Genomic DNA, 17330 nt, shown 5'->3' with positions numbered 1-17330 from the left:
TTCCTTATATCTCTCCTGATCGTAATTTAATATGAAAATGTATTTTTGGCTATTCATAAAAGTGTTATTTAGTGTACAGTTACCTTTTTTTTAAAAATTTATTAAGAAGAAAAAGTGTTATTTAGTTTTCCAGGTGTGATAAAGTGTGATAAAGTGTGATATAGTGTGACGACCAAAACTCAACCCCCTTTTAGGTATGGACATCCAAGAGGTTTTACAATGGACTGACGAGCAAGTATTTGTGAAGACGGGAAAACATATTGATTCATTACAAAGCTCTATCTTAAAAGAAGTTTGGGAGGGGGAGAAATATCATAAGATAGCTAAAAAGTGCAATCGTAGTGAAGATCATATTAAACAAGTTTCTAGGAAATTATGGAAGATGCTTTCTGACATATTGGGAGACGATATTAAACAATCTAATGTTCGCTCTATTTTAGAAAGCAAAGCAGTATCTAGTATTTACAATTTTGGTAACTCTTCACAGATTGTTAATAGTAAAATTAATAGAACTCATATCAATATCTGTGGAGAAAAAAGGCAAGATGCAGAAGAGGCCAAGCAGCGATCGCCCTCACCCCCAGATTCTCCCCAAAATCAAGCCCGATCGCCCATAATCGATTTAACAGACGCACCCGAACTCCCTTACTTTTACGATCGCACCTCAGAACTCTCCACCCTCAAACAATGGATTTTACAAGCCCACACCCGCTTGATTACCGTCTACGGCTTAAGTGGAATTGGCAAAAGTGCGATCGCCCTCAAACTCATCGAACAAATTCAAACCGAATTTGATTATATTATTTGGTTAAGCCTCACCAACACTCCCACACTTTCAACCCTCCAAACCGAACTCAAGCAGTTTTTTGGGCGATCGCAACAACCCCCATTACCCACAATCATCGATTATTTCCGATCTTCTCGCTGTCTAGTCATTCTTGATGACGTACAGAATATTTTTAGTAGCAGTCAATTAGCAGGTCAATATTTAGCAGGCTATGAAGACTATGGCAAATTTTTTAAACAAATTGCCACATCCTCCCATCAGAGTTGTTTAATCCTCCTCAGTTGGGAAAAACCCAAAGAAATCGCGAATTTAGAAGCCGAAAACCTCTCCACGCGAAGCTTACACCTCAAAGGGTTAGGACAACAAGCCACAGAAATTTTCCAACAAAAAGGATTAGTCGATGAGGAAAAATGGTCAGACTTGCTCGCCCTTTATCAAGGTCATCCTTCCTGGCTAAATATAATTGCTGCCACTATTTTGGAGTTATTTGATGGTAGCGTTTCCCGGTTTTTGTCCGATGTAAATGATTTATTTTTAGGTGACTTAGAACCCATCTTAGAATCTCACCTAGAGCGTTTATCAGACTCCGAAAAAAAGGCGTTATACTGGTTAGCAACTCAAAATGAAAGTGTAGATATTTCCCGAAAAGCTACTGAGAGTGAATTATCCCAACCAGAATTTTGGCAAGCCATACAATCTTTAGCGCGACGCGGCTTAGTGGAAAAAGTGTTAGTAGGAGGGCGATCGCTCTTTTTCCTCAATCCCGTATTCAAAGCATACATTCAGTGCAAGTTAAATCTTATATAAGCTATGGGTAATTTCACCCGATCGCAAAGCAATTAAACCACAGAATTACTCTTTTCTATTCTACAACGATCGCATAAAAGCATTCACCGCATCATATTGGTCGGCCATACGCGAATAGAATTCGATCGATCGCAAATCCAACTTGGCCAACAGTTCACTCTTACTCACCAACTCATATCCCGTTGGACGCAAGCAATAAACCCAAATTACACCATCCTCCCAAAACCAAACCTCCTGCACTCCAACCCGACGATAGATTTCCAGCGTATCAATTCCACCACTCGTCACTGTCACAAGGAAGATGTTACCAAAGAACCGTGCACGGCGGAGAACAAAGAACCACCGAAGACACCAGCAACTCCCAACATAGCGACAGTTAAACTGATGAGGGTTATTAGCCAAGCTGATGAAACCAGAGACAGGGCCGAACAAAGTCGATCGCTAGGTAGATCGAGATGACAATTTAATTATGCCCGCACCAACTCCAACCGATATCGGTACAAAGCCACAGGATGCCCGCCAGCCGCAAAATAATCCGGGTCTTGCGGCGACAAATAAATCGCTGTCACCTGATCCGCCTCAATTCTTTTACCCGCAGAATCGCCATTTTTCCCGCCTGCAACAACTCGATAAGCCGTTGTTGTTTCCACCTCGTTTAAATAAATATCAGACTCTCCCCGAAAAATCTGCTGAGAAATCTCTGTAGACACAAACTCGCGAGGATTCGGCGTCTCAGTTCCCCGACTGGTAACAATCGAAATTAGTTGGCGTTCCCCTTTCAAAACAGTAATTTGGCGGTTGGGATTGGTCGGATCGACTTTCACCGAAAGTACGCCACGATCGCCTAAATAAGCCTTGGCAATATTCAAACCGTTAAAAGTGCGATCGGCTACAATCTTTTGAGCATTTTTAAATGTATAATTAGAAATTAACCCAATATTTTTTTCAGGTTGAAATCGCACTTTAAATAATACTGGATGCTGCAAATACTGGCGGTTGCTTTCAAACCCAGGCGTCACAATATTTGGCGCTAAAGGAGCGGCTAAATCCACCAAAGTGCTCGCCACATTCCAATTGCCGGCCATCCAGTCGGGATATACCAAATCTCCCTTAGCTACAGCGATAGGAGGCTTGCTTTCCCAATTAGGAAAACTTGATATGCGATCGCCCAAAACCCCCGCTATCGCAGCCCCACCCCACAGAAGTACCGCCAAAACCAGACAAAAAGCCCAAATTACCTTCATACCCAATTACATTCAAACAACTAATTTTCTGTCTCTCTTTCTCTTCTCTGCGTTCTCTGCGCCCTCTGCGGTTCATTAATTCAAAAATTAGACAACAAATCAGTTAAACATCATATTTTATACCATTTTCATAAACAGGCAAGATGCCTGTTCCACAAAAATAAATGTTCTGCTTGTGGGGATTAGGGGTTGGGCATCCTACCCGCCCCCAATATGCAATTCAAAGATGGAAAAGCCGATTTTTTAAAGCGCCTCAACAGGTGCAGGTTCCCAAACTTCCCCGTATTTCTCCTTCAATTCGTGCCAATTTTCCACCTGTCCGGGTTCGTATTCCCCTGGCTTTCCCCACTGCAAAAACGCACTCAAAGCAGCCTCATTTTGTTCGTCGAGAAAACGGATTGCATAAGTAGTGAAATTGCCTCTTTTCGCCTCACCCGTTTCAAACTTCACCTGTTTTATTTTGTCCATATTTAGGTGAAACTCAAATATTTCGGCGTGCATATTGGCATATTTACCCTTCGGCAACTCCGCATAAAACAGCTTGTGAATTGAACCGCGCACTTCCAGCACAGCCGCGCTGCTAGTCACGATTAAACGCAGGGTGCCCAATTGTTCGCAAGCTTCTAAGAATTCTTTCAGATTAGGCATAATTTAATTTGGGAATTGGGTATTGGGCATGGGGAATTGGGCATGGGGCATGGGGCATGGGGCATTGGGCATGGGGCATTGGGCATGGGGCATTGGGCATTGATTATTGGTAATTAAAAACCACAATAACTAACAACCAACAACTAATGACTAATGACTAATGACTACTGACTAATGACTAATGACTAATGACTAATGACTAATGACTAATGACTAATGACTACTGACTAATGACTACTGACTAATGACTACTGACTAATGACTACTGACTAATGACTAATGACTACTGACTATGTTTCGTGCAGTTCATAAGCAGCGACAATCCGCTGCACTAGAGGATGTCGCACCACATCCGCCTGAGAGAATTCGCAGAAAGCAATGCCCTCAACGTTGCGTAGAATGTTTTGGGCGACTGACAATCCCGACTGTTGGTTTGGCGGCAAATCTGTTTGAGTGATATCCCCCGTTACTACCATTCTCGATCGAAAGCCCAGACGAGTCAACACCATTTTCATCTGAGCCGGCGTCGTATTTTGAGCTTCGTCCAAAATTACGAAAGCATTGCTGAGAGTGCGCCCCCGCATATAAGCTAAAGGAGCTACTTCGATCAAGCCTCTTTCCATTAAATCGGCCATTTTTTCAGGGTCGATCATTTCTTGCAGGGCGTCGTAAAGCGGGCGCAAATATGGATCGACTTTTTGCTGCAAATCTCCCGGCAAAAACCCTAATTTTTCGCCAGCTTCCACGGCTGGCCTTGTTAAAATTAGCCGTTCGTACTGCTTGCTCAACAGCGCTTGCACGGCGAAAATAGCTGCTAGAAATGTTTTGCCAGTACCAGCGGGGCCAATGCAAAATGTCAGGTCGTGCGTGCGTACTGCTTGGACGTATTGCCGCTGCTTGAAGGTTTTGGCTCTAATTTCTTCGCCGCGACGGGTTCTGGCGAGAACGTCTCGCTGCAAGTCTTGTAAATCGCCTTGGCGGTTGCTATCCAAAGCTTGGCGCGCCGTCTGGATTTCAACTCCGGTAATATTTTTGCCGGATTTCCAATAGTCGGAGAGCGATCGCACTAATTTATGACACAATTCTACTTGACTTTTTGTGCCAGAAATCAGCAGTTCTTGCCCTCGCATTACCAGGGTAGCACCGGTTTGCTTAGAGATCATTTTCAGGTTTTCTTCTTGATTACCGGCCAGCGACATTGCACTTTGAGTGCTCGGTAACTCTATTGTTAGTTTTTCATTCATGCCAACATAATCTCCTCCAAATAAGCAATTAAAAGTTAACAACTAAACGTTCAACCCGTCACTATTTGCGAACAAAAAGACGCCCGTTACTAGGTTTTACCTAGTATCTAAGGCGTCTTTTAGATTTAGCTCCCAAATGAGTTTGGTGCTTGAGGCACAAATCAAATCTCCCTTCTATTAAGTCAGGCAATTTTAGATTTTAGATTTGAAATTTTAGATCTTAGATTAACCTGATGCCGCTGACATTTGAAATTTTAAATTTTACATTTGTTTCCGATCGCAAAACCGGCAATTTCAAACCAAACGGAGCTTGTAATACAAAGTCTACAACAGGCAATCTAAAATCTAAAATTCTTTCTTGGCTCTGCAGTTAGTTAATAACCGCAGGGCTGTTTCATTCTCACCAAAAACATGAATTTTGACTCTTGTAGTGCTACCCCTACTCCCCGTGCCTACCCCCGACCTAGAGGATTCGATCAGCAGATCAGACCAAGAGGGCCGGCACGGGGGCACGGCCCCTACCGAGAATGAAACAGCCCTGGTTAATAACCGGGAGTATTTCTGCTCGTTCTAAACGTAGGTGTGTTAGTACGGCGAGGTTGTTCTCTCGGAGTTCTGCTAGCCAAGGGACTCGGCGACGGAGGTGGCGTCCGGGGTCGGAAGTCGCCTCGCGGCTCCCGCGAGCCACGATCTGGGCGGTCGCGATCCGGGCGATCGCGATCGCCCCTGGGCGGGCCAGATCCACGATCGCCCGCTTCACCATCGTATATATCTAAGTAGAGGGACTGACCCGCCGTCTGCGCCACCGCTTCGAGCGTAGTCCTAATTGCCTGAATATTGCGTCCACCCCTACCGTAAACCCGGCCTTTGTCCGGATCTTCAAAAGCAAGCCTAACCCAGACCCGCGATTGGCGCGGGTGCAGTTCGCAATCAACCCGCAAAGAGCCGGGGGTCTCTAAAAAAGGCCCAATTAAAAACTTAACCAGTCCAGCATAGTTGGGACTAGCTGACTGTTGCTGTGCTGGATTCAACGTTAGCTCCGGCTCCGACTTGTTCAAATACATGGGCTTTTCTCAGGATGTCACGCACGGTGTCAGTTGGCTGAGCGCCGTCTTGCAGGCGCTTGACAATCGCTGGAACATCCAGCCTGGTTTCGTTATTTCTGGGGTTGTAATAGCCGAGCTCTTCTAGGGGACGGCCGTCGCGGCGAGTAGAACTGTTCATCGCTACAATCCGGTAGCTGGTCTCGCGTTTTTTCCCGTATCTCTTCAATCGCAGTTTGATCATCTTCTTGCACAATAGTCTTGTTCCAATTCTAAGCTATTTTGTCAGTGCTCCTTCCTCGAACCCCAACTCAACCCCTATTTCTTAACCTCCGACCAAAATATCGCTACGATTTGCTGCCCCCAAGGCAGGTCTGGCGCCGTCAATGTGCGGTGTAATTGCTACTGGTAAAATCGATGCAGTTCCCCATTGCTGCACCAATTTTTGCAAAAATATATCTTGCTGCGCTCTCAAAGAGTCCCAATCGGTGCCGCGATTAATAATTGCAAACCAAACTAAACCCCGATCGCGCGTGGGTATAGCTCCAGCCAAAGCAATCACCGTGTCCAAAGTACCAGTTTTCACCACAGCCGATCGCGGAATGTGTCGGTATTCCAAAGTTCCTTTATCGCGCCCGGACACCGGAAACAAGTCAGCAACTGTCAGCCCAGTCGTCTGAAGGTTGCGCCCGATCGCCTGCATCATCCCGCAAGCCGCCCTCGGAGACATCTGATTTTCCACTCCCAGTCCCGAACCGTTAACTAATTGAAGTTCCTCCTCCGGCACCCCCGCAGCCCAAGTCGCTTGCTGCTGCACTATTTTTGCCCCGCCCAAATCGTCGGCCAGCATCTGAGCTATTTCATTATCGCTGTGGACGTTCATCTGCTTGAGAATTTCGGCTAAAGGAAGCGATCGGCGCTTCAGCAGCAAACGCCCCGAAGTCACAAATTTCTCAGCAATGACGCTGCCGGCCACCGTTACTTGCGGCTTTCTAGTTCCTGGAGCCATCTTAGAATACATTGCCACCACGTCCGCAGGCCAATTGCTACCCTCAAGAGCTTGCCGCAGTATCTCCCCCGCCACCAAAGGATCGGACTGATAATTCATGCGGAAATTGCCTGTCACCACCAAATTGCCCGCCACGCGCTCGATACCCATTTGATTGAGAGCATTGCCCACGGCGATCGCCTCCTCCCACACAAACAGCGGATCGCCCCCGCCGCTGACCACCAAATCTCCTTGCAATACCCCATTGCTAATCGGCCCCGTTGCTCGGAACCGCGTTTCAAATTGATAATCCGGGCCCCAAGTCTCCAGCGACGCCAGAGAAGTCGCAATCTTAGTCAGCGAAGCCCCAGGCATCAGCGTCTTCCCCTGCTGACTTACCAGCGGCACCATTCCCGCTTGCACCCAAATTCCCTGATTTCCATCAATCAGGTTTTTGTCTTTCAACTCTTTTAAATATTCCCGTACCGTCGCTTCTGCGGGCAAGTCTGGATTTGCCGCATTTATTCCCCCAAAAGCCAAATCTTGGGCCACCACTAACCCAGGTATCCCTCCCCGCCAAGCCAGCACGGACGCAGCATTAGGCGCGGCACTGCCTACCCCAGCCATGTCCAGCCACAGAGACATCATCCCTGAGCTAAATAAATCCAGCATTTTTTACTCCTAAAGTCAATCGATTTTAGATTTTAGATTTTAGATTTCAGATTGAAGAAAGCGCTCCCACTGATAAATCCAGGGGCAAGTGATGAGGATGGGGAGCTTTTTTCTCGCTCCACGGATGAATCCGGCGTTCCCGGACTAAAGTGCTTGCGGCCATGTAAACTATTTCATTGATTTTTTCAATATGCCGTCAAAAATAGTAAAGTAGTGACAAAACAAGTTCTATCAGAGTAGCCGGAAATAAGAATTGTCCGATCGGGCGATCGCCAATTGTAATTCTTTATTCAGACTTGTGGATTCACGCTCCTGACTTCCTGGTAGAATTTTTAGTGTTTCTCAAACATTGGTCAATGGGATCGACACGCGCAAGAATTGCAATAGACGCTATGGGTGGGGATCATGCCCCCGCCGAAGTTGTAGCTGGAGCGCTTAAGGCACAAGAAGAATTAGGCGTAGAGATTTTGCTTGTGGGCGACCCACAGCAAATAGAAGACTCGCTCCGGCAACAAGACGCGATCGGCCGCGTCTCTACAGGTCAGCTAGAAATCGTTCCTTCTGAAGGAGCGATCGAAATGCACGAAGAACCTTTGAGTGCCCTCAAACGCAAGCCCAACGCTTCGATTAACGTAGCGATGAACTTGGTAAAGCAGCAGCAAGCTGATGCTGTGGTGTCAGCCGGTCACTCCGGCGCGGCAATGGCTGCTGCCCTGCTCAGGTTGGGCCGGCTCCCCGGAATCGATCGCCCTGCGATCGGTGCGGTTTTGCCGACAATGATACCGGGCAGCGCTGTACTCATTCTCGATGTCGGCGCTAATGTGGACTGCCGCCCCAAATTTTTGGAGCAGTTCGCTCTTATGGGAACTATTTACAGCCAGTGCGTGCTGGGCGTCACCGAACCTAAAATCGGCCTGCTCAACATTGGCGAAGAACCTTCTAAAGGCAACGACGCAGCCGTGCGAACCCACCAGTTATTGGTGGACAACCCGAACATTCCTTTTGTGGGCAATGCCGAAGGCCGCGACGTGCTGTCGGGGAAATTCGACGTGATTGTCTGCGACGGGTTTGTCGGCAACGTGTTGTTGAAGTTTGCGGAAGCAGTGGGCGAAGTCGTAGTCCAGGTGCTTAAGGAAGAGTTGGTCAAAGGACTCCAACATCAAATTAACGACCCTATGCTGCAAAAAAGCTTGCAAGGATTTAAGCAGCGGGTAGACCACGTTGAACACGGCGGCGGTTTGCTATTGGGCGTTGCTGGAGTTTGCATTATCAGCCACGGTTCGTCTCAAGCTGGCTCGATTTTCAATGCCATTCGTTTGGCGAAGGAGGCTATTGACAACCAAGTGCTGGAGCGAATTCGATCGTCCAACAACCAAAGCGCTCTGGAACAAGAAGCTGTGAATTAGAGGCAGTAAGTAGGAATTAAAAATTAAAAATGTAAAATTAAAAATGTCAGCTTAAACCAACTGTTTTGCTTAAAAAAAAGTAATTTCAGCAGTTTAAAAAATAATTTTAATTGGTAGTTTTTAATTTTTAATTTCTCGCTCGATCGCTCATAAATGGAGAGGAATGTTGCAGCAATCAGGGTACGGCATTGCCGTCACAGGTAGCGGTTCTTGTACACCGCAGGTTTCGCTGGATAATAACGGTTTGAGTCAGATTGTAGAAACTTCTGACGAGTGGATTGGGGCGCGGACGGGTATTCGCTCCCGCAGGCTGGCGGACGCCCGCACTTCTTTGTGCGATTTAGCGTCCGAGGCATCGCTTCAGGCGATCGCAATGGCAGAAATTTCGCCGACAGATATCGATTTAATTATTTTGGCGACCTCAAGTCCTGACGATTTGTTTGGCACTGCCAGTAAAATTCAATATCAGTTGGGCGCAACAAAAGCTGTGGCTTTTGATTTGACAGCAGCTTGTTCGGGCTTTATTTTTGGTTTAGTGACAGCCTCGCAGTTCATTCGGACAGGGGTGTATCAAAATGTTTTGCTAATCGGAGCAGATATTTTGTCTCGCTGGGTGAATTGGTCGGATCGGGGTACTTGCATTCTATTTGGAGACGGTGCAGGTGCGGTGGTATTGCAAGCTTCAGAAGTCGATTCCTTTTTGGGATTTGAAATTCGCAGCGACGGCACGCAAAATTCGTCTCTCAATTTGGCTTACAAAGCCGAGTCAAAAGAATTAATTGAGGGCGTCAGCGTCGGAGTTGGCGGATTTCATCCCATCACAATGAACGGTCAAGAAATCTATCGCTTTGCCGTGAGAAAAGTGCCGGAAGTCATAGAAAAAGCTATGTTTCGGGCAAATATTAGCGCTGCTGAAATAGACTGGCTGTTGTTGCACCAAGCCAATCAGCGGATTCTCGATGCAGTTGCCCAAAGGCTAAAGATTCCCCCCGAAAAAGTAATCAGCAATTTGGCGAATTACGGCAATACCTCAGCGGCTTCAATTCCCCTTGCCTTAGACGAAGCCGTGCGTCTGGGTAAAGTTAAAGCGGGCGATACTATTGCTGCTGCTGGTTTCGGTGCTGGTTTGACTTGGGGGGCTGCGATTTTTCAATGGGGAAGGTAATACCATTTTCGATTTTCGATTTTCGATTTTCGATTGGGAATTACTGAGGAACTATGGGTTTGGAGCTGCTAAAGCAGTTTCATTATTTTTGGGAACTGGTATAATGTTTTGTGGCTTTAAACTTTGGCTAATGATTGTGGGGAGTGCGACCGCTGCATAATACAAATCCTTTAACAAGCCATACATAGGGCAAGGGGCGCAGCCGTACTCCCTCGGGACAGGAGTTCTTGACAAGTCCGCCCTGAGATTGAAAATCCTCTATTCTTCGATCGACTTTCCCCGGCTTGAAGCTTGAAAATTGTGCTACCCCTATTAATCAGATTAAAGTAGCAAAAAAAAATAAACCTGGTAAAAATCGCAGTTAGATGTTATAATTATGAGTCGCGAGTAGATAGTTCGTTAACCGAAAGATAGCGGATACCAGCGAGCGAACTTAGAAGCGGGAAAGAAAGAATTTTTGCAATCACCAATTAGCAACCACCAATTAGCAGATTACCGGAAAAATGACTAAAACAGCATGGGTATTTCCCGGACAAGGTTCCCAGGCGATCGGGATGGGTGCAGACTTATTAAACTTGCCAACAGCCAAAGCCAAATTTGAGCTCGCTAAAGAAATTTTAGGCTGGTCTGTCCCGGAAGTTTGCCAAAAAGAAGAAGCAAAACTATCTCGGACTCTCTACACTCAGCCTTGCTTGTTCGTAGTAGAAAGTATTTTGGCCGACTTAGTGCGAGAGAAAAGCGATCGACCAGCGGTAGTTGCCGGTCACAGTTTAGGAGAATACGTTGCCCTCTACGCAGCAGGCGTCTTTGACTTTGAAACCGGATTGCGCTTAGTCAAACGCCGCGCCGAACTTATGGACACTGCCTCCGGCGGGCAAATGGTGGCTTTGATCGGGTTCGACAGGCAGGAACTAGAATTGCAAATTCAATACAGCCGAGACGTGGTGCTGGCTAACGACAACAGCGAAGCACAAGTCGTGATTTCTGGAACGCCCGCTGCAGTAGAAGATTTGCTTGCCAAAATCAAAGTCAAACGCGCTGTTAAATTGAATGTTTCCGGTGCGTTTCACTCTCCGCTGATGGCATCAGTGGCTGCAGAGTTTCAAGTAGCCTTAAAGTCTGCAAGGTTTTCCGATGCTAAAATGCTGGTTCTCTCGAACGCAGAACCGTCAGCCACTACCAGCGCAGCCACTTTAAAGCAGCGGTTGACTCAGCAGATGACCAAAGGCGTGCGTTGGCGAGAAATTTCCCTGCAATTGCCGCAACAAGGAATCGATCGCGTAGTGGAAATTGGCCCCGGCAAAGTTCTCACAGGTTTGATCAAACGGACTTGTCCCGATTTAGCGCTGGTAAATGTTAGCAGTTTTGCAGATTTGCCCGCGTGAACGAACCTGACGGTCAACGGATTACCGTTAGACCGCAGGCTTCTTTTTCCTTTTTTTCAAAGGCTTTTTTGAGTGACGGAGTTCCCCCGCCACTTTCGTAACTTAGACCAATTCTCTTTATAAGCTTAGCTGAGTTTTTATCTCGATCCAAAAATTCTCCGCATTGACAAGAATGCCACCGCTCCGATAATTCTTTCGGTACTTTGTTGAGGCAATTCCAGCAATGTTGAGAAGTTCCTCTTGGATCGACAAACAAAATGCTTTTACCCAATTTCCAGGCGACATATTTTAGGACGCTGGCGAATTGCCCATGAGCCGCATCAAGCATGGATTTATTCAAGCCACTTTTAGCTGACTGACCGTTCGGCAAATAAACCAAATTACCATTTTCAACATCAGTCTTGGGCCGGGCACGTCTAGTTAAATTTTTGACACTCAAATCTTCAACAACTAAAACATCACATTTACCGAATAGCTCATGTGCAGTTTTAAACTGAAAATCTAATCTAGCTCTAGCTACGAACTGATGGAGTTGGGAAATCTTGTCCTTGATGATTTTCCAAGGCTTGGAACCTTTAACTCTATTAGCTAACTTCGCTTGAAGCCTTGCTAATTTCTGGGTCGACTTCCTCAAGAATCTAGGATTCTCAACTCTTTCACCATTAGAAAGATCAGCGTAATTAGTGATCCCCAGATCGATACCAATAGTATTTTCGACCGTCGGCTGAATTTCTGCAACCGTTACGGGAACTGTTTTATCTTCTAGCGTCAAGGAAATATACCACCCATCCGCTTCTCTGATAACTGTACCCGTCTTAACCTTGAATCCTGTTGGTATTGGACGATGGAAAACCATAGGCACTTGACCTATTTTTGCGAGGCTAATACAAATTCTATCTGGCTCGTCCTTAACAATATCAAGATTGTCTAGTTGAGGATAAGTGAAAGATTTGTAGTAATGAAGCCCTTTGAATCTGGGCTTACCTCTACGATTGCCATTTTTGTCGGGCGTGGTAAAGTTTGAGAAAGAAGTTTCCACTCTGTTGACGACATCTTGCAAAACCTGAGAATCTAACAGTTTGTAATCATGAAATAGCTTTTTTGTGTTTTTTAGGTCAGCCAATTGTATGGTTTGCCACTGTACATATCCGCCTTCAATGTTCGAGAAAACGTCACCTTTCCTGGTCAAAGGATTGCCTGACTCATCCTTTTTTCTGCCGTCCCTAGTTTGCACCCTAGTTAAGGGGATATCTTGATAAATTTCCTCAATCGGGACTATAGAAACAATTAAAGGACAGGCGTTGATAGGTGTTCTCGTGGACTCCCACCACCTAAATCTTTCGCCCAGACGGTAGTTGTACTGCCTACGACAGAGTTCTAGATGAGTAGCAATTGTTGCTAGTTGGGGCTTGGTTGGCTTGAGGCGGTACTTATATGTGAGTTGCATAAAAAACTTCTTTTTTCGACCTACTTTAATATACCATTTTCCTACTACAATATTTAGAACGTATTTTAAAAGTTAAGGTTTTCGCAAAATCTAGTTGTCGGCTTCCGTCCGCGACATCCGACGCTTCTTTCCATCACGCGGGCGTAATTTATTCGGGGTACTTCGCGCAGCGCTCAGATGCGTCCCCTCTAAATATACCGAGGGACTTCCCGGCTGTTAGTTAATCAAAAATCGAGAAATCGATCGACCTGACGGGGCGATCGCCAAATCCTGATGTAGACTAGGCGTAAAAACCAAGCTTATCTGGATGTTTATATGAAAAAAGTCCTTTACTGGTTGATGGGCGACAAGGCAGGCAGAACCATAGTAGGTGCGTGGAACTGGATGTGGGGACTGCCCGTGGAATCCGGCGGCCAGGTGTCGGTGGCGGTAGCCGAAGAGTCACTGCGATCGATGCAAGAATCAGTGCAAAAGCTAGCAGTAGCAGTCTCCACCCAAGTTGCAGCCTACCAGCGCGCCAAAACTAAATATGAAGAAAAAGTTAGGGAAATGCAAACCGTAGAGCGCCAAGCCATCACAGCCCAGCGCAACGGCAACGAAGAAGCAGCCCGCTTGGCAATGGCGAAGGTAATTCAGACAGAACAAATTCTGCCGCAATTAGAATCCCAAGTAAAACAAGCCGAACAATACGTCAACGCTTCCAAAGACAAGCTAAATCGAGAACGGATGAAGCTGGAAGCTTACAAAACTGATATGCAAAATATGAAAGATATGGCCGAGATTAACGAAGCCCTCGGAGCCATATCCAAAGTCAACAACGACCTCAGTATAGATTCAGCTCGATCGCAGTTTGAGCAAGCCAAAAACGCCGTCCACGGCCGCCACCTCAAACAGCAAGCTTTAGCAGAACTCTCTGAGAATCCCCAAGAAAGACTTCAGGCAGAATTAGACAATATGACCTTAGACGATGAAGTTAATCGCAGGCTACAAATGTTAGACGACTCCAACAACAAAGAACTTCCCAGCTAAGGACAATTTTATGGCTAAGAGCGGGCCTCCCCCCATAGTTTTTATCCTGTTATTTCTCTTGCTAGCCGGTGGTGGCTGGTTCTTTTTTCTCAACAAACCAGCGTCGCAAGATGTTAGTAACAATCCCCCCACTCCCACACCCGCAGGCGATGGCGTCCCACTTCCCGTCGCGCCAGTAGTGGGCGGTGCTTCGCCTGTTGCAGCTAGTTCCTTTGCGCTTCCAGCTTCTGTTCCTGCGGGTACGGCGGTGAGAATTGACGGTTCCACCAGCATGGTGACAATCAATCAGAACCTCAAGAACGGCTTTCAAGGCAAATTTTCGGGCACGAGAGTCGATACCAAAGCGAACGGTTCTGAAAAAGGAATTCAGGATTTGGCGGCGGGAACAGCCGATATTGCAGCGGTATCGCGACCTTTGACGGCTCAAGAACAAGGTCAGGGTTTGGCTGCTGTGCCCGTTGCCCTAGATACGATCGCCCTTGTAGTCGGCATTAACAACCCCTTCAAAGCAGGTTTAACCTCCGCTCAAGTTCAAGATATCTTCAAGGGAAATGTTCAAGACTGGTCGAAAGTCGGCGGCCCGGCAGGCCAGATTAAAGTGATAAATCGACCGGCAGTTAGCGGCACTCACCAAACGTTTAAAGAACAAGTGCTCGGAGGTGGCGAGTTTGGTACGACGGCAAATATTACCACGCTCGATCGAGATGCTACAACTCCCCTGCTGCAAGCTTTAGGCAACAACGGCATTGGCTATGCGACTTTCGCTCAAGTAGCCAATCAGAGAACGGTGCGCGTTGTTCCCGTTAACGGTGCGACGCCGGATGCGGGTAACTATCCTTACAAACGCCAGTTGTACTACGCCTACAAAAATCCTCCTAGCCAAGCAGTTAAGGATTTCTTGGGCTACGCGACTTCTTCGGAAGGACAGAAAGCTATGCTGGCTGGAAATTGAGCCTTTGCAAAGTTTTGAAATTCAGGAATTCACCAGAATAAATTCTGGCGCTACACAAGCAAATAGTCCGCCAGAATAAATTCTGGCGCTACACAAGCAAAGTCCGCCTGCGCGGACTATATTCTTCAGTCCGCGCAGGCGGACTTCGTTTGACAAGAAGCGGTTTCAACCGCCGAATAATCTCAAACGGACTCGATCTGATAGGCTAATATTCGATGTAATTTAAAATTTAAGGTTTTTCTGTGAGCAAAAGTCGCGAACCAGTCGAAAGTTTACTTCTCTACTATTTATTCAAATGGTCAATTGTCAGCCCGATGCTGCACCTGTACTTTCGGGGCCGCATCTACGGTGCAGAAAATGTTCCGACAGAAGGGCCACTGGTGGTAGTCAGCAATCACGCCAGCGATTTTGACCCGCCGATTTTGTCGAATTGCATGAGGCGGCCCGTCGCATTTATGGCAAAGGAAGAGTTATTTAAAGTTCCTATTTTGAAGCAGGCAATTACGCTTTACGGTGCTTATCCTGTGAAACGCGAAAGTGCCGACCGCAGTGCAATTCGATCGGCTATCAACTCTTTGGAAAATGGCTGGGCGACGGGTGTATTTTTGCAGGGAACTCGCACGCCAGACGGCAGAATTACTGAACCTAAATTAGGTGCTGCGCTGATAGCTGCTAAGGCAAAAGCGCCGCTGTTGCCTGTTAGTTTGTGGGGAACTCACGCGATTTCGTCGAAAGGTTCGGGAATGCCGCGTCCGGTGCCGCTGACGGTGCGAATTGGCAAGCTAATTGAAGCGCCCGGTTCCTCGGATCGCGAGGAGTTGCAAGCGCTGACTCAAAGATGTGCGATCGAGATTAATGCCATGCACGATTTGGGTCGCTGATTTTATAACTTTTGTTGCTGTTTTTCAGGTTATATCTACAGATAGATGAATGCTGAAGATAAACATCGAAAAATATCAATATACGTGATTGAAAAACAAGCGCAATAATTAGGCTTGAATTTGAGTTTAATTTGACAGGGGATAAGAAGAAAGATATGGTAACAAGCAATCAAACCCGCGCGTTGGGATTGTTTTCTAACCGCGAAGATGCCGAGCAAGCTCTGGCAGAATTGAAATCTTCCGGGTTTCCAATGGATAAAGTTTCGGTTGTTGCTAGGGATGCAGGTGAGTCTGTAGGCGATACTCAAACTAGCACTCAGGTGGGCGAGAAAAATCTAGACACAGGATCAGCAGTGGTTGGAGAAACTCTGACAAATAGTGCTTTAGCCAGCTTCCTAGTTGGTCTCGGAAGTTTAGCTATTCCCGGAATCGGGCCGATGATTGCAGCGGGGACTTTCGGCGCCTCACTGGTGGCTACCGTAGCAAGCACTGGCGTCGCGGCTGCGAATTTCGGTGGAGTGGTGAAAGCCTTGACTGACTTGGGAATTCCCGAAGAAACAGCGAGAATTTACACGGATCGCCTGCGGGCCGGCGATTATTTGGTGGTAGTAGATGGCGCTGAGGATGATATTAGTCGGGCTCAAGGGATTTTCAGTGGTCGGGGCATTCAAAATTGGGGCGTTTTTTAAACAAGAATTGTGCACCAAGTCTATCCCTAGGGCGATGCACACCTCACCATTGGTGAGAACAATCAGCTCAAATTTAGTACCAGACTTTTGTGTGAAAATTAGCGCATCGATCCCCCCTAACTTAAACAGGGGGGAACCGGAAACGGTCTTTCGTCTGCCTGGAAGGGCATTGAGATTCGGCTAAAACCCCGATCGAGACCGGGTTTTAGTCTTAAGTTGACATTCATTCATTGCCCACGCGATCCCTACAGGTAAATTATTGATTTTTATCGCTCATCTTTTGATGCTGAGGCGGTGACATAAGCGACAGCTAAAGGCGAAATTTTTTCTGTAACTGCTGCGATAACTTGGCGATCGAAGTCAGTCCAAACTCTGGGGCGATCGAACATACAAGGCTGCAAAACCCCCCACAATAAGCCGTCAGCACAAAGGTGAGCGTGAATCAAAGCTCGATGTCCGAACTCTTTTGCCTCAAAATCTTTGTTAACAACTTCAGGATTTGCTGTTTCAACATCCTCAACAAAAATCGAAGGTTCAGTTCGCAAAGCGGCTGCAAACAAAGGGTCTTCTTCCCCTAAAGATTCTGGTTCTTTTTTCCATTCTGCGTCCCAAACCTCTGGAATGTTGGAGTTGCGACGCCAGCAGTAAGGTACTCTGCCCATTTGCGTTTTAGGATTGCGGAGGTAGAGAAAAACCCGATCGCAATTTAACACCTCGCCTAAAGCCGGCACCAAAGCCGAAAAAACAGCATCCGGCGTTTTGCTGTCACTCAAAATTTCCTCTATAAATTGTGGCAGAATTTGGTCGGTCATTAACTTTAGCTTTTGAATTTCATCTACTAATTTTAAACTACTCCTTCTTTTCTCTTCTCTTCTTTTACGCATTTGTCATCAGCGTCTTCGCGGTTCGTTAAATCGCTAGAGGAGAGAAGTTTTAAAAGCAG

Annotated in this window: 17 protein-coding genes; 8 read left to right on the top strand and 9 right to left on the bottom strand. The window is 46.6% G+C overall.

What is annotated here, in order from left to right; translation table 11 throughout:
* The first annotated feature begins 196 nt into the window (after window positions 1-196).
* Complete coding sequence (locus QT990_RS06445) at window positions 197-1594, top strand: ATP-binding protein (RefSeq protein ID WP_333139271.1); 1398 nt, start codon at window positions 197-199, stop codon at window positions 1592-1594.
* A gap of 60 nt (window positions 1595-1654) precedes the next feature.
* Here QT990_RS06445 and QT990_RS06440 read toward each other — a convergent pair whose 3' ends face one another.
* The 7 genes from QT990_RS06440 to QT990_RS06410 form a co-directional block, all read right to left on the bottom strand.
* Entirely contained in the window at window positions 1655-1888 is a 234-nt protein-coding gene (locus QT990_RS06440) for a hypothetical protein (RefSeq protein WP_333300402.1), read from the bottom strand.
* 173 nt (window positions 1889-2061) lie between these two features.
* A complete protein-coding gene (locus tag QT990_RS06435; protein WP_333139267.1) occupies window positions 2062-2838 on the bottom strand; it encodes a DUF6816 family protein in 777 nt (258 codons plus the stop codon).
* A gap of 243 nt (window positions 2839-3081) precedes the next feature.
* Complete coding sequence (locus tag QT990_RS06430; protein ID WP_333057403.1) at window positions 3082-3486, bottom strand: ChuX/HutX family heme-like substrate-binding protein; 405 nt, start codon at window positions 3484-3486, stop codon at window positions 3082-3084.
* Between the two features lie 290 nt (window positions 3487-3776).
* Window positions 3777-4730, bottom strand: coding sequence for a PhoH family protein (locus QT990_RS06425; RefSeq protein ID WP_333057402.1), 954 nt, complete (start codon window positions 4728-4730; stop codon window positions 3777-3779).
* A 542-nt stretch (window positions 4731-5272) separates the two neighbouring features.
* Window positions 5273-5761, bottom strand: a complete 489-nt coding sequence (locus tag QT990_RS06420) for a KH domain-containing protein (protein ID WP_333085049.1) — start codon at window positions 5759-5761, stop codon at window positions 5273-5275.
* On the bottom strand, window positions 5733-6017 hold the full coding sequence (gene rpsP, locus QT990_RS06415; RefSeq protein ID WP_333085027.1) for a 30S ribosomal protein S16: 285 nt from the start codon (window positions 6015-6017) through the stop codon (window positions 5733-5735). The genes QT990_RS06420 and rpsP overlap by 29 nt, the downstream gene beginning before the upstream one ends.
* A gap of 81 nt (window positions 6018-6098) precedes the next feature.
* Complete coding sequence (locus tag QT990_RS06410; protein WP_333139264.1) at window positions 6099-7433, bottom strand: D-alanyl-D-alanine carboxypeptidase; 1335 nt, start codon at window positions 7431-7433, stop codon at window positions 6099-6101.
* A 356-nt stretch (window positions 7434-7789) separates the two neighbouring features.
* Here QT990_RS06410 and plsX point away from each other — a divergent pair, with 356 nt between their 5' ends.
* The 3 genes from plsX (at window position 7790) to fabD (ending at window position 11389) form a co-directional block, all read left to right on the top strand.
* Complete coding sequence (gene plsX / locus QT990_RS06405; protein WP_333139262.1) at window positions 7790-8839, top strand: phosphate acyltransferase PlsX; 1050 nt, start codon at window positions 7790-7792, stop codon at window positions 8837-8839.
* 163 nt (window positions 8840-9002) lie between these two features.
* On the top strand, window positions 9003-10004 hold the full coding sequence (locus QT990_RS06400) for a beta-ketoacyl-ACP synthase III (protein ID WP_333139260.1): 1002 nt from the start codon (window positions 9003-9005) through the stop codon (window positions 10002-10004).
* A 503-nt stretch (window positions 10005-10507) separates the two neighbouring features.
* Window positions 10508-11389, top strand: coding sequence for an ACP S-malonyltransferase (gene fabD / locus QT990_RS06395; protein ID WP_333139258.1), 882 nt, complete (start codon window positions 10508-10510; stop codon window positions 11387-11389).
* 13 nt (window positions 11390-11402) lie between these two features.
* Here the strand turns inward: fabD and QT990_RS06390 are convergent, their stop codons facing one another.
* Window positions 11403-12836, bottom strand: coding sequence for a transposase (locus QT990_RS06390; protein WP_333465048.1), 1434 nt, complete (start codon window positions 12834-12836; stop codon window positions 11403-11405).
* A 315-nt stretch (window positions 12837-13151) separates the two neighbouring features.
* On the opposite strand from QT990_RS06390, the gene QT990_RS06385 reads away from it, so the two are divergent.
* The 4 genes from QT990_RS06385 to QT990_RS06370 all read left to right on the top strand — a co-directional run bounded on the left by QT990_RS06385 (window position 13152) and on the right by QT990_RS06370 (window position 16387).
* On the top strand, window positions 13152-13865 hold the full coding sequence (locus QT990_RS06385; RefSeq protein WP_333465047.1) for a PspA/IM30 family protein: 714 nt from the start codon (window positions 13152-13154) through the stop codon (window positions 13863-13865).
* 10 nt (window positions 13866-13875) lie between these two features.
* Window positions 13876-14817 (top strand): phosphate ABC transporter substrate-binding protein, encoded by a 942-nt coding sequence (locus QT990_RS06380; protein ID WP_333465046.1) that lies wholly within the window; start codon window positions 13876-13878, stop codon window positions 14815-14817.
* A gap of 242 nt (window positions 14818-15059) precedes the next feature.
* Complete coding sequence (locus QT990_RS06375; protein WP_333245199.1) at window positions 15060-15698, top strand: lysophospholipid acyltransferase family protein; 639 nt, start codon at window positions 15060-15062, stop codon at window positions 15696-15698.
* A gap of 155 nt (window positions 15699-15853) precedes the next feature.
* Window positions 15854-16387, top strand: a complete 534-nt coding sequence (locus QT990_RS06370; protein ID WP_333411458.1) for a hypothetical protein — start codon at window positions 15854-15856, stop codon at window positions 16385-16387.
* Window positions 16388-16653: 266 nt separating this feature from the next.
* Here QT990_RS06370 and QT990_RS06365 read toward each other — a convergent pair whose 3' ends face one another.
* Complete coding sequence (locus tag QT990_RS06365) at window positions 16654-17271, bottom strand: GAF domain-containing protein (RefSeq protein ID WP_333465045.1); 618 nt, start codon at window positions 17269-17271, stop codon at window positions 16654-16656.
* Window positions 17272-17330: the final 59 nt, after the last annotated feature.

This window comes from Microcoleus sp. T3_B1 (genome assembly GCF_036700445.1).
In the GTDB taxonomy this organism is placed as follows: Bacteria; Cyanobacteriota; Cyanobacteriia; order Cyanobacteriales; family Microcoleaceae; genus Microcoleus.
This window is presented reverse-complemented; position numbering and strand designations above follow the sequence as displayed.